Source organism: Anthropogastromicrobium aceti, from assembly GCF_020687335.1.
GTDB lineage: Bacteria > Bacillota > Clostridia > Lachnospirales > Lachnospiraceae > Anthropogastromicrobium > Anthropogastromicrobium aceti.
Window position 1 is genome coordinate 1 of the sequence record NZ_JAJEQN010000036.1, and the last position, 19,890, is coordinate 19,890.

Annotated in this window: 13 protein-coding genes; 12 read left to right on the plus strand and 1 reads right to left on the minus strand. The window is 39.3% G+C overall.

Annotated features, from left to right (window positions below):
- Nucleotides 1–348 precede the first annotated feature (348 nt).
- Nucleotides 349–3,405 carry a hypothetical protein gene (locus LKD48_RS12490; protein ID WP_308732153.1) on the plus strand — a complete coding sequence of 1,019 codons (3,057 nt, stop codon included), beginning with the start codon at nt 349–351 and terminating at the stop codon, nt 3,403–3,405.
- A gap of 102 nt (nt 3,406–3,507) precedes the next feature.
- On the plus strand, nt 3,508–3,891 hold the full coding sequence (gloA2, locus tag LKD48_RS12495) for an SMU1112c/YaeR family gloxylase I-like metalloprotein (RefSeq protein ID WP_308732154.1): 384 nt from the start codon (nt 3,508–3,510) through the stop codon (nt 3,889–3,891).
- A gap of 165 nt (nt 3,892–4,056) precedes the next feature.
- On the opposite strand, the gene LKD48_RS12500 is transcribed toward gloA2, so the two are convergent.
- Nucleotides 4,057–5,556, minus strand: coding sequence for a DUF4832 domain-containing protein (locus tag LKD48_RS12500; RefSeq protein WP_308732155.1), 1,500 nt, complete (start codon nt 5,554–5,556; stop codon nt 4,057–4,059).
- Nucleotides 5,557–5,741: 185 nt separating this feature from the next.
- Here LKD48_RS12500 and LKD48_RS12505 point away from each other — a divergent pair, with 185 nt between their 5' ends.
- The 10 genes from LKD48_RS12505 (at nt 5,742) to LKD48_RS12550 (ending at nt 19,819) form a co-directional block, all read left to right on the plus strand.
- Nucleotides 5,742–6,605 carry an AraC family transcriptional regulator gene (locus LKD48_RS12505; RefSeq protein ID WP_308732156.1) on the plus strand — a complete coding sequence of 288 codons (864 nt, stop codon included), beginning with the start codon at nt 5,742–5,744 and terminating at the stop codon, nt 6,603–6,605.
- A gap of 117 nt (nt 6,606–6,722) precedes the next feature.
- Nucleotides 6,723–7,772: a GDP-mannose 4,6-dehydratase gene (gene gmd / locus LKD48_RS12510; protein ID WP_066556906.1), complete on the plus strand. Its 1,050-nt coding sequence runs from the start codon at nt 6,723–6,725 to the stop codon at nt 7,770–7,772.
- A 33-nt stretch (nt 7,773–7,805) separates the two neighbouring features.
- Entirely contained in the window at nt 7,806–8,747 is a 942-nt protein-coding gene (locus LKD48_RS12515) for a GDP-L-fucose synthase family protein (protein WP_334303539.1), read from the plus strand.
- Between the two features lie 69 nt (nt 8,748–8,816).
- The gene (locus LKD48_RS12520; protein WP_308732157.1) at nt 8,817–10,127 is read left to right on the plus strand and encodes a sugar phosphate nucleotidyltransferase; all 1,311 of its coding nucleotides are present in this window, start codon (nt 8,817–8,819) and stop codon (nt 10,125–10,127) included.
- A 61-nt stretch (nt 10,128–10,188) separates the two neighbouring features.
- The gene (locus tag LKD48_RS12525; RefSeq protein ID WP_308732158.1) at nt 10,189–13,083 is read left to right on the plus strand and encodes a fucose pyrophosphorylase domain-containing protein; all 2,895 of its coding nucleotides are present in this window, start codon (nt 10,189–10,191) and stop codon (nt 13,081–13,083) included.
- 65 nt (nt 13,084–13,148) lie between these two features.
- Nucleotides 13,149–13,577, plus strand: a complete 429-nt coding sequence (gene fucU / locus LKD48_RS12530; RefSeq protein ID WP_308732159.1) for an L-fucose mutarotase — start codon at nt 13,149–13,151, stop codon at nt 13,575–13,577.
- 275 nt (nt 13,578–13,852) lie between these two features.
- Nucleotides 13,853–15,049 carry a glycerophosphodiester phosphodiesterase family protein gene (locus LKD48_RS12535; RefSeq protein WP_308732160.1) on the plus strand — a complete coding sequence of 399 codons (1,197 nt, stop codon included), beginning with the start codon at nt 13,853–13,855 and terminating at the stop codon, nt 15,047–15,049.
- 533 nt (nt 15,050–15,582) lie between these two features.
- Entirely contained in the window at nt 15,583–17,223 is a 1,641-nt protein-coding gene (locus LKD48_RS12540; RefSeq protein WP_308732161.1) for an Ig-like domain-containing protein, read from the plus strand.
- 49 nt (nt 17,224–17,272) lie between these two features.
- Nucleotides 17,273–18,283: an acyltransferase family protein gene (locus tag LKD48_RS12545; protein WP_308732162.1), complete on the plus strand. Its 1,011-nt coding sequence runs from the start codon at nt 17,273–17,275 to the stop codon at nt 18,281–18,283.
- A 90-nt stretch (nt 18,284–18,373) separates the two neighbouring features.
- Complete coding sequence (locus LKD48_RS12550) at nt 18,374–19,819, plus strand: lipopolysaccharide biosynthesis protein (protein WP_308732163.1); 1,446 nt, start codon at nt 18,374–18,376, stop codon at nt 19,817–19,819.
- Nucleotides 19,820–19,890 lie beyond the last annotated feature (71 nt).

The window sequence follows — 19,890 nt, forward strand, 5'->3', positions numbered from 1 at the left end:
GGGGAATACGCAGAATGGTTATTTTTCAGGATGACACGGATTATCAGGTGTTCTTGTTGTTGTTAAAGAAAATGATGATATTAGCAGCAAAGAAGAATACGTGAAACGGGATTACTGCTGTCAGAGTATCCACCGGGAACAGAGCCGTCCAATTATACATTTCCGCAGCGAACACTTGACATGATTCGTGTTTGAGAGGTATGCTGTCTGTTAGGTTCTTAAACAGCCACAAAAAACTTGTTTAAGTAAGGAAAGGAGACGCCAAAAAATAATGAAACCACAGAAAAAGTGTTTTTTGCTTGATCGTGGTTGCTAGTTTTTATTGGTAATATCTTAATGAAAAGACATATGTTAAAAAAAGGAACTATATATTTACTTTCTGTTGGTCTTATGCAGACCTGTGTAATGCCAGCATTTGCAGAAGAAACAACATTCACTGCACCAGAAGAAAGCACCACGATTGAAGTGACAACTGTTCCAGAAACCTCAACTACAGCAGAAGCTGTGCCAACAGAGACACAGGAAACTCTGCCATTCACTGCACCAGAAGAGGCGACAACGCAGCCACAAGAATTTGAAAATTCACAGGAGACGTCCTCATCAGAGGCGATTGAGAATCCTGCTACAAGTGAAATTCATACCACTGAAAGCATTGAGGAATCCACTCAGACTGCATCAGTAGAAGATAATACGGAAGATACCTCGGCAGAGAAAACATCTGAGGAAATCACTGAAGAAGAAAGCAGTGAAGAGGAGAGTACCGAAGAAGTTCTTGGCGAAGGTGTTGAGGAAACCTATTATTCAAAGGCATACTTGAACGCAGATGCTCAGATCTATACCAGTTGGAAAGAGGACGCAGCTGCATTCACTTCACTTCCGGCTGGATATTCAGTTTACGTAACAAGTGTTGTCTTGTTTAATGATGAGCCAGTGTGGGCTAGAATCATGTTTGATGTCAATGATTATAGTAGTGAAGGTTATGTTCGTATAGATTCTTTGCAGTTGGACGAAAGTGGAATAATGTTGCTCGATAAGGATGAATCTCAGAGTTTCCCTGCCGATTATCAGCCCGCACTAAACGCACTTCATCAGGCACATCCTAACTGGATCTTTAAGCCAGTTTACGTTGGCGACTCTTTCTCCTATGCAATTAATCAGCAGATGGGGACACCTGCACGAGCTCTTGTGAGCATGTATTATAACGAGGGATATCGTTCATTTTTAGATCGAGATTATGATTTCCGTACTAATACATGGAAACAGTGGGAACCAAATTGGGCTGGCGCATCTGAGGAAACAGTACGTTACTATATGGATCCAAGAAACTTCTTAAATGAGAATGATATTTTCATGTTTGAGTCTTTGTCCTATGAGTCCTATCAGAGCCAGGCTGCCGTAGAAGCTACTCTTGCAAATTGCTTTATGTCAAACGCAACTGTTCCAGGAACTGATTATACATATTCATGGTTGTTCTGCTGGGTCGGAGAGAAGTATAATATTAATCCGGTTGCTCTTGCCAGCCGCGTTAGACAAGAGCAGGGATCAGGCAATTCTGCCATGATTTCAGGTACTTATGCCGGCTATGAAGGTCTGTATAACTATTTCAATATTCAGGCAACCGGTTCCACTAGAGATGAAATTCTGCAAAACGGTTTAAAAGAAGCTCAGACTGGTTCCACTATGATGCTTCCAGACGGTTCTGTATCTACAGGTGCCTGGGATACACCATCAAAAGCATTGATTGGTGGCTCCTTAAAATTTGCTAATCAGTATATTCTTCGCAACCAGAATACACTTTATGCGCAGAAGTTTGATTATGACGGACAGTTCAATGGTAAATACTGGCATCAGTACATGACCAATATTATGGCTCCATATTCTGAAGGAAATCAGGTGCGACGTTCCTATAGTACGACTGGCCAGATGGATAATAATTTCGTATTCCTGATTCCAGTTTATGAAGAACGTCCAGAATCTTCACCAAGGCCGGCGGAACATAAAAATCAAAACACCTGCCTAAACTCAATAACAGTAAACGACCAAGAAATAATTAAAACTTTTGATAAGGATCAGATGGACTTCTATTATAACGTTGGTAAGAATACTATTTATGCGAATGTTCAGGTAAAAGCAGCAGCCGATACTTCAAATATAGCATTCAACAATATTGGTGATTTATCGCATAAGGTAGAAGTAACCACGATAACTGCAATTGCAGAAGATGGGTCTACACGTGAATATCGTTTAATCATTGGATGTGGAGTTGAAATTGAGGATGGGTTCTTCGATGATTTTGACGTTACTGCATACCGTAAGCGCTATCCAAAGCTAAGCAGAAAATATGGGGACGATCTGGATGCTTACTATGAACACTACCTTCTTAAAGGAAAAGCAGCCGGATGGGATGGATCAACAAACGGAGTCTTCCCAAGCGAACGTCCATCTGCCATATACAATGGTGTGGATTATGCGCCGGTATTTGATGCTGAATATTATCTGAACAAGTATCCGGATTTAAAGGCGGCATTTGGCAATGATTCTTCTGCTGCATTGAATCACTTCATTACCTTTGGCATTAAAGAAGGCAGACAAGGATGTGATGATTTCAGCATCGACATTTATAAGGGCAATTATCCGGATCTGAGAAAGGCTTTTGGCAATAACAATGATGCATATGTAGCTCACTATCTGGAATATGGTTTAAAAGAGGGCCGCGATGGACTGGAAGTTCTTCAAGACAGTAAGGATAATACCTCTGATGATAAGAAGGATGATACCAACACTGGTTATGTAGCATCTGCCGAAGAAAAGAAATACTCCGATGTATATGACTATATCTACTATCGAAATGCATATGCAGATTTACGAGCAGCCTTTGGCGATGACTCCGCTAAGTATTTCCAGCATTTTCTGCAGAATGGAATGGCAGAAGGACGTCAGGCATGTAGGGACTTTGATGTAAAGATTTATAAGAACAATTACAAGGATCTGCAGGCAGCATTTGGTAACAATACCGCTTTGTATTATACACATTATATGGAGCATGGAAAAGCTGAGCATCGAAATGCTACTTTTGAAGTGACTGGAAACAACACTTCTACTGGAGGCAGCGGCAATACTGCCTCTGACACAGCTATTTACAATGGCATAGATTACTCGCTAGTGTACGATTATGAGTATTATAAAAAGAACTATGCAGACTTACGAGCTGCCTTTGGCGATGATCCCAAGAAATATCTGCAGCACTTTGTAGAAAATGGAATGCGCGAGGGACGCCTGGCAAAGTCATCATTTAACGTGACTGCATACAAGAATCGTTACGCAGATTTGAGAGCAGCTTTCGGCAATAATAATGTTTCTTATTACATGCACTACATTAACAATGGAAACGCCGAAAACAGATAAAGCCAGTGGGGACAGTGTGGTGGCTGTTTTATTGTGCACCCAGATTAATTACTGTCCCCTTGGCTTAGCCCTTAAAATAAAAGAAATGGAGTGTGAGAAAAAATGAATTTATCAAAAATACATCATATTGCAATAATCGTATCCAACTACGAAGCCGCAAAGGATTTCTATGTGAACAAGCTGGGATTCTCTGTCATCAGAGAAAACTACCGCCCAGAGCGTAAAGACTGGAAGCTAGATCTTCGTGTCAATGAGCTTACGGAATTGGAGATTTTCGCAGAGGAAAATCCTCCGAAGCGTGTGAATCGCCCGGAGGCATGTGGTTTGCGTCACCTTGCGTTTTGCGTTGATAACGTGGAGCAGACGGTGAAAGAGCTGACAGAGGTAGGAATCGAATGTGAGCCGATTAGGGTTGACGATTATACTGGAAAGAAGATGACTTTCTTCCATGACCCGGACGGACTACCGCTGGAATTGCATGAGTAAAGCTTTAACCATATACTTTTCCTACGATTTTTTCTCGGACTGCAGCTGGGAGGATCTTGCACAAAAGACTTAAGAATTTATATTGTGCGCTGGCAACATAAACAATTGTTGGTCTCTTTTTCTTCACAATATTTGCAATGTAATTTGAATTAACTAAAGTATACCCTACCGTAAGTCAAATGTCCATCCCCCCCTTGATACCCCGATATTCCCTACCTCGTATCCATATTCTGTAGGAGTCTGAGTATTTGCAAATAGTATTGTGCGGTTAAGGGTGGTATCACTGCATTTTAAATAAAGCGTATAAGTATTATTTTCCCTATTATTCAGACTGCGCACATCAATTGGAACTGTAAATGAGGAAGACTCCCCACTGTTCCATAGGCGTGGATCAGTATCAATAGGTACCTTAGCGACACAATCCCCAGTTAGATCTGAAACTACATATACGCTTGCTTCAAGAGGACGGTAACAATTCGAGAAGCCTACATTTCGAATTGTTACTGTCAGCATTCCGGTATCATCAAACAACGGATGAAATTTTAACGATGAACTGTCAAGGACATATCGGTAGCCTAGATGACGTTCAATATAGTCATATCCACTCATTCCATTCCAAACATCGTCAGTTCCATTTACTATAGTTTCTTTCCATTTATTTAATACAGTACTATCATAGTCACTGTTTAGATAAGACACATGCATTTGCGAAAGATCTTTTACGGCATTATCAAAGTCATTATATACGTTATCAATAATCACCTCGCCGCCATTTGGTACATAACGGCAGAGGTCATTCTGAAAGGCAAGCTCATCTTCGCGTGTCCACGCATCGCTATAATTTGTATCCAAATCTGCAGCTGCCTTATCCCCGTAAGTGCCTGTATCATTTGCAGAGCCAAGCATTCCATCGTTATACAAACCTAGACGTGAAGCCAAGGAAGACAAAAGATTTGGCTGTGGACAATGCGGTAATTTGGTGTCATGATACTCGCCTACAATGGTTCTCCACTGTGCAGGAGTGCGAACTGAAAGAAAAATAGAAGGATCAATAACATCGTCCAACTTTTGAATTAGCGTTTCCATCTCACCATTTCCCATATGTGTTGTATTATTCATCTCGCCCCAGTTTCCGACGAAAATTCCCTGCAAAATGTAGACAGATGAGGCATATTTATTTACGATTGGTCCAACCTGTTCCATATGTATTAAAATCTGTGACAACTCATTTGGTTCACTTTCTAAATTTTGACCATCCCAATCATATAAGAAGCGCAAAATTAGCTGACTGCCTGTCTTAGTCCATGCAGACAAAATAGAATCAATTTGGCTAAGTGCATTATCAGAAAGATCACAATTTCCATAATTTTTCAGATTAATTTCAATCAGTGATAGTTCAAAAGAAGAGCTGTTTGAATCAATTGCAGCATTTGCCTCAGGCAGTGAAAAAGTGGCATCCTCTGCCAACATATAGCCGCGAATCGAGTACAAGCCAACATATGGATTTTTGATTGTATCACCAGATTCAGAATAGCTATATGGTGTGTAATCGACAAAACATAGATGGCTATTCACCCAAAATAACGAAACAGCAATCAGTACAATAAGAACAACTATGATACTAACAATAACAGAACAAAGACGATGAGAATGTTTTTGCTTCAAGATGAGACTCCTTTTTAATAAACCCAATAAAGTTAGGTATATATCAGCTATATTAGCATCAATTTTATTAATTTGCAAATATGTTTTCCTTTGAAGAAGGATTAGCTTGCATGTCTTGAATTTGTTTTGTATACTGTCAGTATTAGAAAATGAAGTTAAAGAAAAATAGGCGGAGTAGAAATTTTATGCAGGAATTATTTTTAAATAGTGAAGCATCGGTTCAGTCTGACCGTATTTTATATACCCCATCTTTATTTGCGCGCAGTGCACTTCTTAATTTGCAGGAAGTAGGGTCGCTGAAGGCACGCAGTCCACATACATCTACCAGATCGGGGCTGACATCATATTTATATTTCCTTGTTTTGGATGGAGAAGGAAGTTTAACGTATGAAGGACGTCAATATAAGCTAAAACAGGGAGACTGTGTCTTTATTGATTGTCAAAAACCATACAGCCACAGTACATCAGAAAATTTATGGTCACTTGCATGGTGCCATTTTTATGGAACAAGTATGACGGCAATTTATGAAAAATATAAAGAACGAGGTGGATTGCCAATATTTCACCCGGAGAATAGTAAAGTATTTGAAGAACTTTTGAAGCAGTTGTATAAGCTTGCAGGATCATCTGATTATATACGTGATATGCGAATTAATGAAAGCTTGAGTACACTTTTAACGCTTCTTATGCAGGAATCTTGGAATCCTGATAATTCAGCAATTTCAAAGAAGCGTATGGAGCTAGTTTCCGTAAAAAATTATATGGACGAGCATTATGTTGAGAAAATTACATTAGATGATTTAGAGGCGCAATTTTTTATTAATAAGTATTATCTTTTGAAAATTTTTAAGGAAACGTATGGAGTGACGATCAGCAGCTATCTGATTTCAAGGCGTATTACAAGGGCAAAACAGCTGCTTCGTTTTACACAAATGACGATAGATGAGGTTGGATGTGCTGTTGGAATGGATGGAGCGGGCTATTTTAGCAGAATGTTTAAAAAGTCAGAGGGGATCAGTCCCAAAAAATACCGCAAGCAGTGGCAGTAATGGTAAAAACCAATATAGTGCAAAAATAATGCAAGATAAGCTCTGTTTTTTTCTTTTAAAAAGAATAAAATAAAGAGGAAACTGAAAACAAGAATAATCAAAAGAGGAGTTATATCTATGGCTAAGGTTGCATTGATTACAGGAATTACAGGACAGGACGGTTCTTATCTGGCAGAGTTTTTGTTGGAGAAGGGATATGAGGTTCATGGAATTACACGCCGTGCGTCTATTTCAAATACAGCACGTATTGATCATTTGATGGGAAAAATCACACTTCATGACGGAGATCTGTCAGACTCCTCATCATTAATTCGTATTATAAGTCTGGTTAATCCGGATGAGATTTACAATTTGGCAGCACAGTCACATGTGCAGGTATCTTTTGATGTACCAGAGTATTCTGGCGATGTAGATGCACTTGGCGTTCTGCGTATTTTAGAGGCATGCCGTATACTTGGACTGACAAAGAAGACAAAGGTATATCAGGCATCCACATCTGAGCTTTATGGAAAGGTTGAGGAAGTTCCGCAGAAGGAGACAACACCATTTCATCCATATTCTCCATATGCAGTTGCAAAGCAGTATGGCTTTTGGATTGTAAAGGAATACCGTGAAGCATATGGCATGTTTGCTGTAAATGGTATATTGTTTAATCATGAGTCTGAGAGACGTGGTGAAAACTTTGTTACAAGAAAGATTACGTTGGCAGCAGGCCGTATTGCAGAGGGACTGCAGGATCATTTGGAGCTTGGAAATATGGATTCTTTACGTGACTGGGGTTATGCAAAGGATTATGTAGAGTGCATGTGGATGATTATGCAGCATGAGACACCAGAAGATTTTGTCATTGCAACAGGTGAGCAGCATACAGTACGTGATTTTACAGAAAAGGCATTTGCAGCAAATGGCATCACGATCCGTTGGGAGGGAACTGGTCTTGATGAAAAGGGCTATGATGCACAGACTGGAAAGATGCTTGTATGTGTAAACCCGGCATGGTTCCGTCCGACTGATGTTGATAATCTGTGGGGTGATCCGACAAAGGCAAAGACTGTTCTTGGCTGGAATCCGCAGAAGACAACATATGCACAGTTAGTTGAGATCATGGCAAAGCATGACAGACAACTTGCAAAGCAGGAGAAAGCAATGAAGGAGGCTGCTCTGTAATTTAGAAAGAGCGAGAAATAGGTGACGATTATGATGGACAAGAATGCAAAAATATATGTAGCAGGTCATCGCGGAATGGTAGGTTCTGCGATTGTTAGAGAATTACAGCGCCAGGGATATACGAATATTGTGACTCGTACACATGCTGAGCTGGATTTATGTCGTCAGGATGCGGTTGAGGCATTTTTTGCAGAGGAAAAGCCAGAATACGTATTTTTAGCAGCAGCAAAGGTTGGCGGTATCGTGGCGAATCAGAATGCATTGGCTGATTTTATGTATGATAACATGACTCTTGAGATGAATGTGATTCACTCTGCATGGAAGAATGGCTGCAAGAAGCTTGAATTTTTAGGTTCTTCTTGTATTTATCCGCGTATGGCACCACAGCCTATGAAGGAAAGCTGTCTGCTGACATCTGAACTTGAAAAGACAAATGAGGCATATGCGCTTGCTAAGATTTCTGGATTAAAGTATTGCGAATTTTTAAATCGCCAGTATCACACTGATTACATCAGTGTTATGCCTACAAATCTTTATGGCCCTAATGATAATTATCATCCTACTCACAGTCATGTGCTTCCAGCACTTATTCGCCGTTTCCATGAGGCAAAGGTAAATGGCCTTGAGGAAGTTACATGTTGGGGAGATGGTTCACCGCTTCGTGAATTTTTGTATGTAGATGATCTTGCAAACTTATGTGTATTCTTAATGAATAACTATAGCGGAGATGAGACTGTCAATGCCGGAACAGGAAAAGAGCTGACAATTAAAGAGCTGACAGAGTTGGTGGCAAAAGTAATCGGCTATACTGGAAAGATCAATTGGGATACAACAAAGCCAAATGGCACTCCTAGAAAGCTGCTTGATGTATCGAAGGCTAAGGATCTTGGCTGGACATACAAGACTGAGCTTGAGGAGGGAATCCGTCTGTCCTATGAAGACTTTTTAAATAACCCGATGAGGGCTGAACGATAACGATTAAATGAAATGCGGCCGTTACCCAATTTGGGCAGCGGCCTTTCGCATATAAGAAAGGGTAGAAAAATGAATATTGTATTGTTATCTGGTGGTTCTGGACAGCGCTTATGGCCGCTTTCAAATGATATTAGATCAAAACAGTTTATTAAGATTTTTCATAAAGAGGATGGAACACTTGAATCGATGGTGCAAAGAGTGTACCGTCAGATTAGAAGTATTGATCCTGATGCTAATGTGACAATTGCAACATCAAAGTCTCAGGTTTCAGCAATTCATAATCAGCTTGGAGAAAATGTTGGAATTAGTGTTGAGCCTTGCAGAAGAGATACGTTTCCAGCTATTGCACTGGCGGCAGCTTATTTGAAGGATAAAAAGCATCTGCCGTTAGATGAAGCTATTGTAATTTGTCCTGTTGATCCGTATGTCGATAGTGATTATTTTGAAGCTCTTGATGCGCTTGAAAAGCGTGCGGCAGAAAGTTCGGCTAATCTTGTTTTAATGGGAATTGAGCCTACATATCCAAGTGCAAAGTATGGTTATATTATTCCAAAGTCGCTGGAAAATATCAGCTCAGTTTCTATGTTCAAGGAGAAACCAACAGAAGAAGTTGCTCAAACTTATATTACACAGGGAGCTCTTTGGAATGGCGGTGTGTTTGCACTTCGACTTGGCTATGTATTGGAAAGAGCACATCAGCTGATTGATTTTACTGATTATCAGGATTTGTTTGATAAATATGAGACATTAGAGAAAATCAGCTTTGACTATGCAGTTGTTGAGCATGAGGAAAAAATCGAAGTAATGCGTTTTTCTGGAATGTGGAAGGATTTGGGAACATGGAATACTCTTACAGAGGCAATGGACAGCCGTAATGTTGGACAGGCGCTTTTTAGTGAGACATGCCAGAATGTTCATGTCGTAAATGAACTTAATCTTCCAGTGCTTTGTATGGGATTAAAGGATGTTGTTGTATCAGCCAGTCCGGATGGCATTCTTGTATCAGATAAAAAGCAGTCGAGCTATATTAAGCCATTCGTCAATACGCTGGATCATAGAGTTATGTTTGCCGAGAAGTCATGGGGAAGTTTTCGTGTTTTGGACGTTGAGAAAGAGAGCCTTACGATTAAGGTGACTTTAAATTCAGGTCATAAAATGAATTATCACAGCCATGAGTTTCGCGATGAAGTATGGACCATTATTTCTGGAACAGGCCGTGTAATTTTAAATGAAAAAGAACGGTCTGTAAAGCCAGGTGATGTTATTGAAATGAAGGCAGGCTGTCGTCATACTATTATTGCAGAGACAGAGCTAAAAGTAATTGAGGTCCAGATGGGAAAAGATGTTAATGTTCATGATAAGATTAAGTATGAAATCTAGTGGACGTTAAAAGAGAAGTACGATATAATAGGGAATATATAAGGTGAAAGGAAAAGATAACATGTCACACAAAACATTATTTCTTCAGCAGTCTTATGAGGATTGTACTAGGCAATATATGGAATTGCTTGAAAAACAAAAAATGCCGCTTTGGGATTACGTGATTTTGACTGCGTCAAATGAATCACAGGCGCAGTCGTATCGTATGCAGATTCAGTACCGTCTTGATCATGGAATGCTGCCAAAGTCTATTCATTATGCAGTTCTTCCAGATCCAGATGGGAAAAGAGTGGGAAGCGGCGGCGCTACATTAAATGTGCTGCGTTACATACATCAGGATGCAGGAAGTTTTGATGATAAGCGTATTCTCGTAATTCATTCTGGCGGAGACAGTAAGCGTGTGCCACAGTATTCGGCATGTGGCAAGCTGTTCTCGCCTGTTCCGCGTCTGCTTCCAAATGGCAGAAGATCTACACTTTTTGATGAGTTTATGATTTCCATGTGCGGAGTTGCAGCGCGTATTCGTGCTGGTATGCTTGTATGTTCAGGTGATGTTCTTTTGTTGTTTAATCCACTTCAGATTGATTTTTACGGAAGCGGAGCAGCGGCATTGTCAATTAAGGAACCTGCTGAGATTGGAAAAAATCATGGTGTATACCGTGTTGATGAGCAGGGAAATGTAGGTGGATTTTTACATAAGAAAACAGTAGATCAGCTTCATGAGCTGCAGGCTGCCGATGAAAACGGAAATGTTGATATTGATACAGGTGCTGTTATCATGGATACAGATCTGTTAAAGGCATTATATAAATTGGTAGATACGCCAGAGCAGTTTGATGCTTATGTAAATGAAAATACAAGACTGTCTTTTTATGCAGACTTTTTATATCCACTGGCATCCCAGTCCTCGCTGGAGCAGTATTATAAGGAAACACCGGAAGGTGATTTTACGCCAGAACTCCATGAGTGCCGCACGAAACTTTGGGAGGTGCTTCATACATTTCATATGAAGCTGATTCGCATGTCACCGGCTGCATTTATCCATTTTGGAACGACAAAAGAGCTGCGCCATTTGATGACAGAGGGAATGGAACAGTTTGTATATCTTGGATGGAATAGTTTTGTAAATACTAATAGTACAAGCATCCGCAGTGGCTATGCATCTGGAAACAGCTATATCAGCAAGCGTGCAAAGATTGGAAAGGGCACTTATGTAGAGGACAGCTATGTTCACCATGGAACAGTGATTGGAACGAATTGTGTGGTGTCAGGTGTTACGCTTGATGGACAGAATATTCCAGACGGTGCCGTGATTCATGGTTTAAAGCTTGGTGAGGAGCAGTTTGTTGCTCGTATGTATGGGGTAAATGATAATCCAAAGGAATGCAGCCTGTTTGGAAGGAAGCTTTCAGAGCCGCTTTGGACAGCAAAAATTTATCCTATTTGTCGCACCATGCGTGAAGCAGTAGATGCTGCGCTGCAGGCATATGAGCAGGGTTTTCCTATTAAAGACTCTTTTGTTTCATTAAAGGATAGTTTTAATATGGCTGATGTGACAGCAATTCTTCCATGGCAGGATAAATTAGATGATAAGGTCCGTGTGGAATCACTTTTAGAAGCTATTGACAATAAAGTTGATTTAAAGCAGGCATTTATATCTTGCGGAGGAAATGTTTCACCACGCGTTGAACGTTTGCTTTTGAGAGAAGCAGAACGTTTGGATAGTCGTAACCTTGAACAGTTTAGCCGTAAGATTCGTATTTATTACATGCTGTCACTTGTAAAAGAAACATATATGGACAATTGTTTTGATACTATTGGAAAAGCAGTTTTGGATACAGCTGTCGCAGGACTTGAGTGCAGCAGGGAAACGAAGCTTTCTAAGGAAGAGTCAATTGTTCGTCTGCCAGTTCGTGTAAACTGGGGAGGTGGTTGGAGTGATACTCCGCCATACTGCATGGAGCATGGCGGAACTGTTCTGAATGCAGCAGTATTATTAGATGGAAATTACCCAATTGAGGCAATTGCACGTCGCATTGAAGGAAACAAGATAGTTTTGGCTAGTGCAGACAGTGGAGCAGAGCAGGAATTTACTGATATTAAGCAGCTGCAGGATTCAAGTAATCCATATGATCCATTTGCACTTCATAAGGCAGCATTAATTGCATGTGGTCTGATTCCGTATAGTGAGAATCGTTCAATTGAGGAGATTACAAATCAGTTGGGTAGTGGATTATATTTATCTACACGTGTAATCAATATTCCTCGTGGCTCTGGTCTTGGAACATCTTCTATCCTTGCCGGTGCATGTGTGAAAGCATTATATGAAATTACAGGACGCAGACTGGAAGAGGATGAACTATATAACCGTGTGCTTTGTATGGAACAGATTATGTCGACAGGAGGAGGCTGGCAGGATCAGGTGGGCGGTCTTGCACCTGGAATTAAGATGGTGACATCTCATGCAGAAGTTAGACAGCAAATTAGCTGTATGCCATGTGTTGTGAGTGAACAGACAATGAAAGAACTTGATGAGCGTTTCTGTCTGATTTATTCTGGACAGCGTCGTCTTGCCAGAAATTTGCTGCGCGATGTAGTAGGACGATATGTGGGCGGCAATCCAGATGCAGTCGAGGTTCTGTATGAGATCCAGCGAAGTGCAGTTTTGATGCGTTTTGAGCTGGAGAAAGGTGATGTCGATGCATTTGCAAGACTTTTAAATGAACATTGGGAATTAAGCAAGCGCCTTGACAGCGGATGTACAAATGTTTGTATTGATATGATTTTTAAGGCAGTAGAAGATCTTATTGATGCAAAGATGATCTGTGGCGCAGGAGGCGGTGGTTTCCTTCAGGTTGTATTGAAAAAGGGTATTACGGCCAAACAGCTGCAGGAGCGTTTACATGATGTGTTCCAGGATAGTGGTGTATCTGTATGGCAGTGTCAGTTTGTATAAATATTTAGTAAATGAAAGGTCTGCATGCATTATGCATGCAGACTGTTTTGCAGGAGGAGAAAAATATGTTAAAAGGAATTTCACCGTTAATTAGCCCGGAGCTGTTAAAGGTTTTATGTGAGATGGGACATGGAGATGAGATTGTTCTTGCAGATGCAAATTTTCCGTCTGAGACAACAGGAAAACGTGTTATTCGTGCAGACGGAATAGGAGCAGCAGATTTACTTAAGGCAATTTTGCCGCTTTTCCCACTTGATACGTATGAAAAAGATCGTTTTATTTTGATGGAGGTGGTTCCAGGAGATCCAGTAGTTCCGGTGATTTGGGATGAATATAAAGAAATTTTAAATGAGCAGGAACCAGGCACGCCAGTTGAATTTATGGAACGCTTTTCGTACTACGAGAGAGCGAAAAATGCATACTGTGTTGTTGCAACAGGTGAAACAGCTCAATATGCTAATATTATCCTGAAAAAAGGGGTTGTATATAAATGAGCCAGTGGAGACAGGGTGCGTCCAGCAAAGGGGATGCAATCTGATAGGTGGAAATCTTATCAAATAAGCTGCTAAACACAGCATTTGAAGCGAGTCTTGAGTGTATTACAGATGCAGAATATTCTATGAGATGTGTGGAGCAAACGATGAATTTCAAAGAAGCAAAATAAGCATATGTCGGAAGAACCAGTCAAATTGTTACAGTTTACGTGAGTTGCAAAGTGTAATTTCAAATTGATGGGTTCTTCTTTTTTATGAAAAATTTGGAGGGAAAGATGCAAATTCGAGAAGTTACAGTGGGATGTTTTCTATCAGCAACAATAGTGCTTGTAGGAGTGTTATGGACGTTGGTTGTTAAGAATATTGAGTTACAGAAAAATAGTCTTTTAGATAATGAAGAAATCCAAACAATAGAAAATGAGACGGGGTGGCAGCAGCAGGGTTCTGACTGGTATTATTATGATGAAAGTAGGAATTCAGTTCAAAACGAATGGGTCGAGCAGTATTATTATATTGGCGAAGATGGGAAAATGGTTCGAAATCAATATGTGGATCGTTTTTTTGTGTCACAATATGGAAACTGGAATCCAAGATTTGAAGTACCATATTGGTTAATGCATGGAGAATGGAAAAAGAATGGCAATGTTTGGATCTATCAGTATAATGGTATTGTTCAAACTATGGATTTTTCACAAATCAGGAGTATTTGTAGACTTGGGTATGATACGAGCAATGAAAAGACACCACCAGAGCAAAGTAAAGAAGCATATCGCTTGGCAGTTGAAAAAGGTTTTACAATCGTGTTGTGTGATTTATGTTTTACGAAGGATCATGTTCCCGTATGTTTTCATGATGAGTATATCAATCGAATTGCCAGAGATCAGAGTGGACAGGAATTAGAAGAGGAGATCAGAATAAGTAATCTGACATATGAGGACACAATTCAATATGATTTTGGTATCTATAAGGGAAAATCATACGAAGGAACACATCTTTTAAAATTAGAAGAAATGTTGGAACTTGCTCAGCAATTGAATCTGGAATTGTATATTGAAATTAAAGCGGGGAGCAAAGAAGAAATTAAACAGGCTGTAGAATTGACGAAACAATATGATTTGAAACTATCGTGGGCGGGTACTAAGTATGATGAATGTTCAGCTGTGGTAGAAGCAGATGATACAGCCAGAGTTTCAACAATGCCTCGAATGATAAGAGATTCAGAGATAGAAGAACTTTTAAGTTTAAAGAGGGAAAATAATAAGGTCTTTTTCTTCACATACGATACGGCAATGCTGACAGACGAGGTGTTAAGTAAATTAAAGAAAGAAGGGATTCCGTTTGAAATGGGAACAATTGACTCTGAGATAGAGATTGTAAACTATTTAACGGAAAATTATCAGTATTGCACAGGTATCGAAAGTAACAAAATTGTCGCAGCGAACATTGATCTTGATCAGGTTTTGCAAGATTGAAAAAGAAAATATTGTTATGGTAAATATTGATGAGTTGTAGTACAATTATTTAAAGTGAATTTGTCAACAAACACTGCGCAGACATTTCACAATACGTTTGTTCTTGTTAACGGAATCGCTCTATTTGTTACATTGCAGTACATAAATAGTCATACAAATCTTTTCTTAAAAATGGAAAAAGTGATTTGTTCACTAGGACAATGTACATTTGGCATTTATTTGCTTCACATATTTATAAAGGATGAATTAGGATTAACAAAGTGGATGGAAGATATGCTTCAAGGAAAAATATCAAATATGCTATATGCGTTTTTGCATTGTGGAGCAATTTTTATTTGCGGCTATGCAATTACGTTTATAATCAAAAAAATTCCATTTTTGAGGCGGCTTGTATAGTGAAAACAAAGAAAAGCAAATAAACAAGAACAAGTGGATTGTGTATAAAAAATAAAATTCAATGACAGGAAACTCAAAGTATGATATGATAACCTTGTCAAAAATAGGACTTAAAAATTGAAAAGGGAGGAAAGAAAATGCAAAAGAAAAAAGGAAGGCAAATTCTGGCAGTAATAATGGCGACAATGATGGCTGCGCAGTCAGCAAATGCCGCTAGCTGGGTACAGGATTATGTTGGCTGGTGGTGGCAGGATAATGATAATTCGTATCCAGTCAACCAATGGAGGGAAGTGAATGGAGCCTGGTATTGGTTTGATGACAATGGTTACATGGCAACAGGCTGGAAGGAAATCCGTGGAGCTTGGTACTGGCTTGATGAAAACGGTGCGATGGCAACAGGCTGGAAGGAAATTGGTGGAGCCTGGTACTGGCTTGATGAAAACGGTGCGATGGCAACAGGTTGGAAGGAGATTGGTGGAGCCTGGTACTGGCTTGATGAAAATGGTGCGATGGCAACAGGTTGGAAGGAGATTGGTGGAGCTTGGTATTATTTAGAAGATTCCGGTGCGATGGCAACAGGCTGGAAGGAGATTAGTGGAGCTTGGTATTATTTAGAAGATTCCGGTGTGATGGCAACCACTAAATGGATTGGCAGTTATTATGTACAGGTGGATGGAACAATGGCAACTGATAAGTGGATTGGCAGTTACTATGTAGATGCTTCTGGTCTTTGGATCAAGACGGAAACAGAACATGATTGGCAAAATTATACACTAAGCCAAACGAAGTATGGGTATGCATGTAACTGGTGTTATAAGGACATTACTGATTATGATGATTACTATGACTGTCATATGTCGTTCCATACACATATATTTTATCTGTTTCCATCCTATTATGTTTGCGCAAACTGTGGAAAGCTGCATCATCGTCACAACTGGACTTATAAAAGACCTACTTTTTGGGCAAATTCAGATGAAATTGCCTATAAAGGTTACTGGAAGTGCTGGGGTTGTGGCCATCAAAGCGCGGATGGCGTAAATGTTGAACCAATCCTTGTCTCAGATGAAGGATATGAATATGGCGCGATTGGTCATTGGACAACACCATTTAATTTTGAGAAGGACTCAAATGAATGGATTATTGAGGATGAGTATTGGCAGCCAGCAGATGACAGACCTCATATAGATATTATCTCTATAAAAGGAAGATTGTCGATGGCTCCTGGTGATACGTATCAATATAATGTTAGCTTTACACCAGCAAATCCAGTAGAGGGAAAAGAGGTTACTTGGGAGAGCAGTGATCCAGATGTTGTGTCAATTGATGAAAATGGCTATGCGACAGCCTTGAAAATTGGAACTGCTACTATTACAGCAACATCTTCAAGACGCACTGCAACTTGTTTTATCCGGGTTACAGAAGTCGCTGTTGGACATGTAAAGTCCGCAACACTATTGATTGGCGGTCAGAGTGAGGCAGATGGCTCATTGAAAATTAAAAAAGGAAGATATATGGCATCAATTCAGACCGATCCAGAACAAGCTACTTATGACGTATCATATCAAATTGAGCAGAATGACCCTAAGGGTTATATTGCTAGAATTGTTGGAAGTAGTTATATGTTACCCAAAATATATTGGGAGGATGGCATATCATATACAGATTCTGAGACAGAAATGAGCTTTTGGGATGTAGGAACAGTAGTTGTGACAGCGACCGTTACTGATATCAATGGAAATAGGTTTCAGTTGTCGCAGGAGGTCATCATTGAGTAATGGGGGAAGTTCTGATGGGGCAAAGAAAAATAAAAATCAGGAGGTTTACATGCAGAAGGAAAGATATGAAGGAATTGATGGATTGAAGGCATATGCTATTATTGGAATTGCAATTATGCATGTTCTTGCAAATGGCGAATATGGATTGCAAGGCTTTGTGTTTGAACAGCTGATACCATCGTTTCCAGATCTTGTTCTCCTTTTCTTAGTGATTAGTGGTTTTGGTATGTGCTGTGGCTATTATCAGAAAATCATTGATCAAAAAATTAGTATAGAGGATTTTTATAAAAAGAGATATAGCAAAATTTGGCCATACTTTGCGTTGCTTTGTCTATTGGATTTTGCAGTTTCCCCAAGCAAAGAGTCACTGATTGAGGTATTTGCCAATTTGACGTTGTGTCAGGGGCTTTTGCCAAATGCAGATATTTCGGTGATTGGTGTGAGTTGGACGTTGGCAGTGATTTTTGTATTCTATATGCTGTTTCCGTTTTTCTGCTTTTTACTTGGAAATAAGAAAAGGGCATGGGGTGTAGCGATCATAGCACTTGTGTTTAATTATGTGAGTGGTGCTTACTTTGATGCTGGAAGAAGAAATATTGTCTATGACGCGATTTACTTTATTGCTGGTGGCCTGATTTTCCTTTATCGACAAGAGATTGCTGCGTTTACTGCAAAATATAAAATTGTGGTTGGTCTGGTCTTGTTGGGAGGCTGCATTGTTTATTGTATTGTGGGAAACGGTACAATTATGGTCTTAAGTCTTTGTGTAGTGGCGCTGTCCTATACGATTGGATGTAAAAAGAAGGGAATCCTGATTAATCCGGTCGCAAAGTTTCTGGGAGGAATCAGCTTCGAGATTTACCTGTGCCATATGGTAATTTATCGTGTACTAGAAAAATTGCATTTGATTCATGTATTTGAGAATGAACTGTTATCATACATTTTCACATCTGTCGCAGTGGTATGTGGTTCAGTTGTATTCTCAGTATGTGTGAAGTGGTTTTTAAATAAATTTGAGTCGATTTTGAAAGAAAAGTATTGCAAAAAGTTAGTTAGTTGAGCATTTCAGAACTATACAATCGCACTCTTTTATGATAGTATAGGAAGGCAATTATTTAAGGAGGTAAGAAAGCTAGAAAAAGGAGAAAATATGTTTCAAAAAGTAACAAAAGAATTAAAAAAGAATAAGGTGCTGAAAGCAGGAATTGGCTATACAATAGGCAATTATTTCCTGAAGGGCCTCGGATTTATTACCGTTCCCATTTTTTCCAGACTGATGGCGGTGTCTGACTATGGTATTTATAATACATTTTTGTCTTATGAGGGAATGTTATATCTTTTTATTGGACTAGCGCTGCACAGCAGTATTAAAAATGCAAAGTATAAGTATGGTGATGAAAGGCTTGATAGCTTTACCTCATCAATCACGATATTCCCGCTTATAATTTCCTGTATCGCATTGATCATGGGAAATCTGTTTCTTCCAGTGATTAACAAATTTCTTTCAATTGGAAGAGTGGAGTATAACTTACTGATTATATTGTGTTTGTGTTCAAGTTTGCTGTACGTTTACCAGTCGAGATTAGTTCTTGAATATAACTCAAAAAGTTATATGAAGATGTCCTATTTTAATGCATTAAGCAGTGTTGCAATGTCAATAATATTAATGCTGACATTGTTTAAGGATCAGAAATATCTTGGAAGAATTTGTGGATCTGTTATTCCGATGTCTATTTTGGCTGTTTGGATTCTTTACAGTCTGTATTCAAAGGCAAGACCAAAAAGAAACAAAGAATATTGGAAGTTTGCATTAAAAATTAGTCTTCCGATTATTCCTCATGGCGTTGGTCAGATTATATTGTCATCCTTTGACCGAGTAATGATTACAAACTACATTGGCAGTACGGCGGCAGGTTTGTATAGCTTTGCGTATACGATCTATTCCATTATTTTAGTAGCAGGAGACTCTATTAGTACCGTATATGAGCCATGGGCATACGAGCAATTTGCAGAGAAGAGATATGACATTGTAAGAAAACGAAGCACGATATATATTGTGTTGCTAGCAGTTGTATGTTCTGGAACAATGTTGATTGCACCAGAGTTGGTAAGGATCCTGGGTTCTCAGAAATATGTAGATGCGATTCCGGCAGTTACGCCGATTCTTGGTGCTGGATTTTTTGCGATGGCTTATAATATTCCTTCAACCGTTGAGTATTATTATGGAAAGACTTCCTTTATTGCAGTTGGAACCGTTCTTGCAGCTGTACTTAATGTTACTACAAACGCAATATTTATTCCTCAATACGGATATTTAGCAGCAGCATATACAACACTGGGCAGCTATATGGTATATTTCATTTTTCATTGTATTATTGCTCATCGAATTATTGGACAAAATATATTTTCAATAAAGGTATTACTGACAACAGTTGCAGGTGTCTCTGTGATTGGTGTTATTTCACTATATTATCAAAATAATTATGTTGTGAGATATTCCTTTGCAGCAGCTGTTGTAGTGGTTGTGTTAGTCTGGCTGAAAAAGGGCGCTTTGGCTGATTTCGGGTTTAATGTTGGTATAGGAAAAAGGTCTTGACATTGGATTGTTAATGTAAGATAATAAAATAGAATATTGCTAGATAAAAATTTTGTTTAGGTAGGCTAGTT

Bases quoted from the DNA above. Each gene is read 5' to 3' on its own strand.
- LKD48_RS12490 (WP_308732153.1), top strand. From the start codon at position 349: ATGTTAAAAAAAGGAACTATATATTTACTTTCTGTTGGTCTTATGCAG.
- gloA2 (WP_308732154.1), top strand. From the start codon at position 3,508: ATGAATTTATCAAAAATACATCATATTGCAATAATCGTATCCAACTAC.
- LKD48_RS12505 (WP_308732156.1), top strand. From the start codon at position 5,742: ATGCAGGAATTATTTTTAAATAGTGAAGCATCGGTTCAGTCTGACCGT.
- gmd (WP_066556906.1), top strand. From the start codon at position 6,723: ATGGCTAAGGTTGCATTGATTACAGGAATTACAGGACAGGACGGTTCT.
- LKD48_RS12515 (WP_334303539.1), top strand. From the start codon at position 7,806: ATGGACAAGAATGCAAAAATATATGTAGCAGGTCATCGCGGAATGGTA.
- LKD48_RS12520 (WP_308732157.1), top strand. From the start codon at position 8,817: ATGAATATTGTATTGTTATCTGGTGGTTCTGGACAGCGCTTATGGCCG.
- LKD48_RS12525 (WP_308732158.1), top strand. From the start codon at position 10,189: ATGTCACACAAAACATTATTTCTTCAGCAGTCTTATGAGGATTGTACT.
- fucU (WP_308732159.1), top strand. From the start codon at position 13,149: ATGTTAAAAGGAATTTCACCGTTAATTAGCCCGGAGCTGTTAAAGGTT.
- LKD48_RS12535 (WP_308732160.1), top strand. From the start codon at position 13,853: ATGCAAATTCGAGAAGTTACAGTGGGATGTTTTCTATCAGCAACAATA.
- LKD48_RS12540 (WP_308732161.1), top strand. From the start codon at position 15,583: ATGCAAAAGAAAAAAGGAAGGCAAATTCTGGCAGTAATAATGGCGACA.
- LKD48_RS12545 (WP_308732162.1), top strand. From the start codon at position 17,273: ATGCAGAAGGAAAGATATGAAGGAATTGATGGATTGAAGGCATATGCT.
- LKD48_RS12550 (WP_308732163.1), top strand. From the start codon at position 18,374: ATGTTTCAAAAAGTAACAAAAGAATTAAAAAAGAATAAGGTGCTGAAA.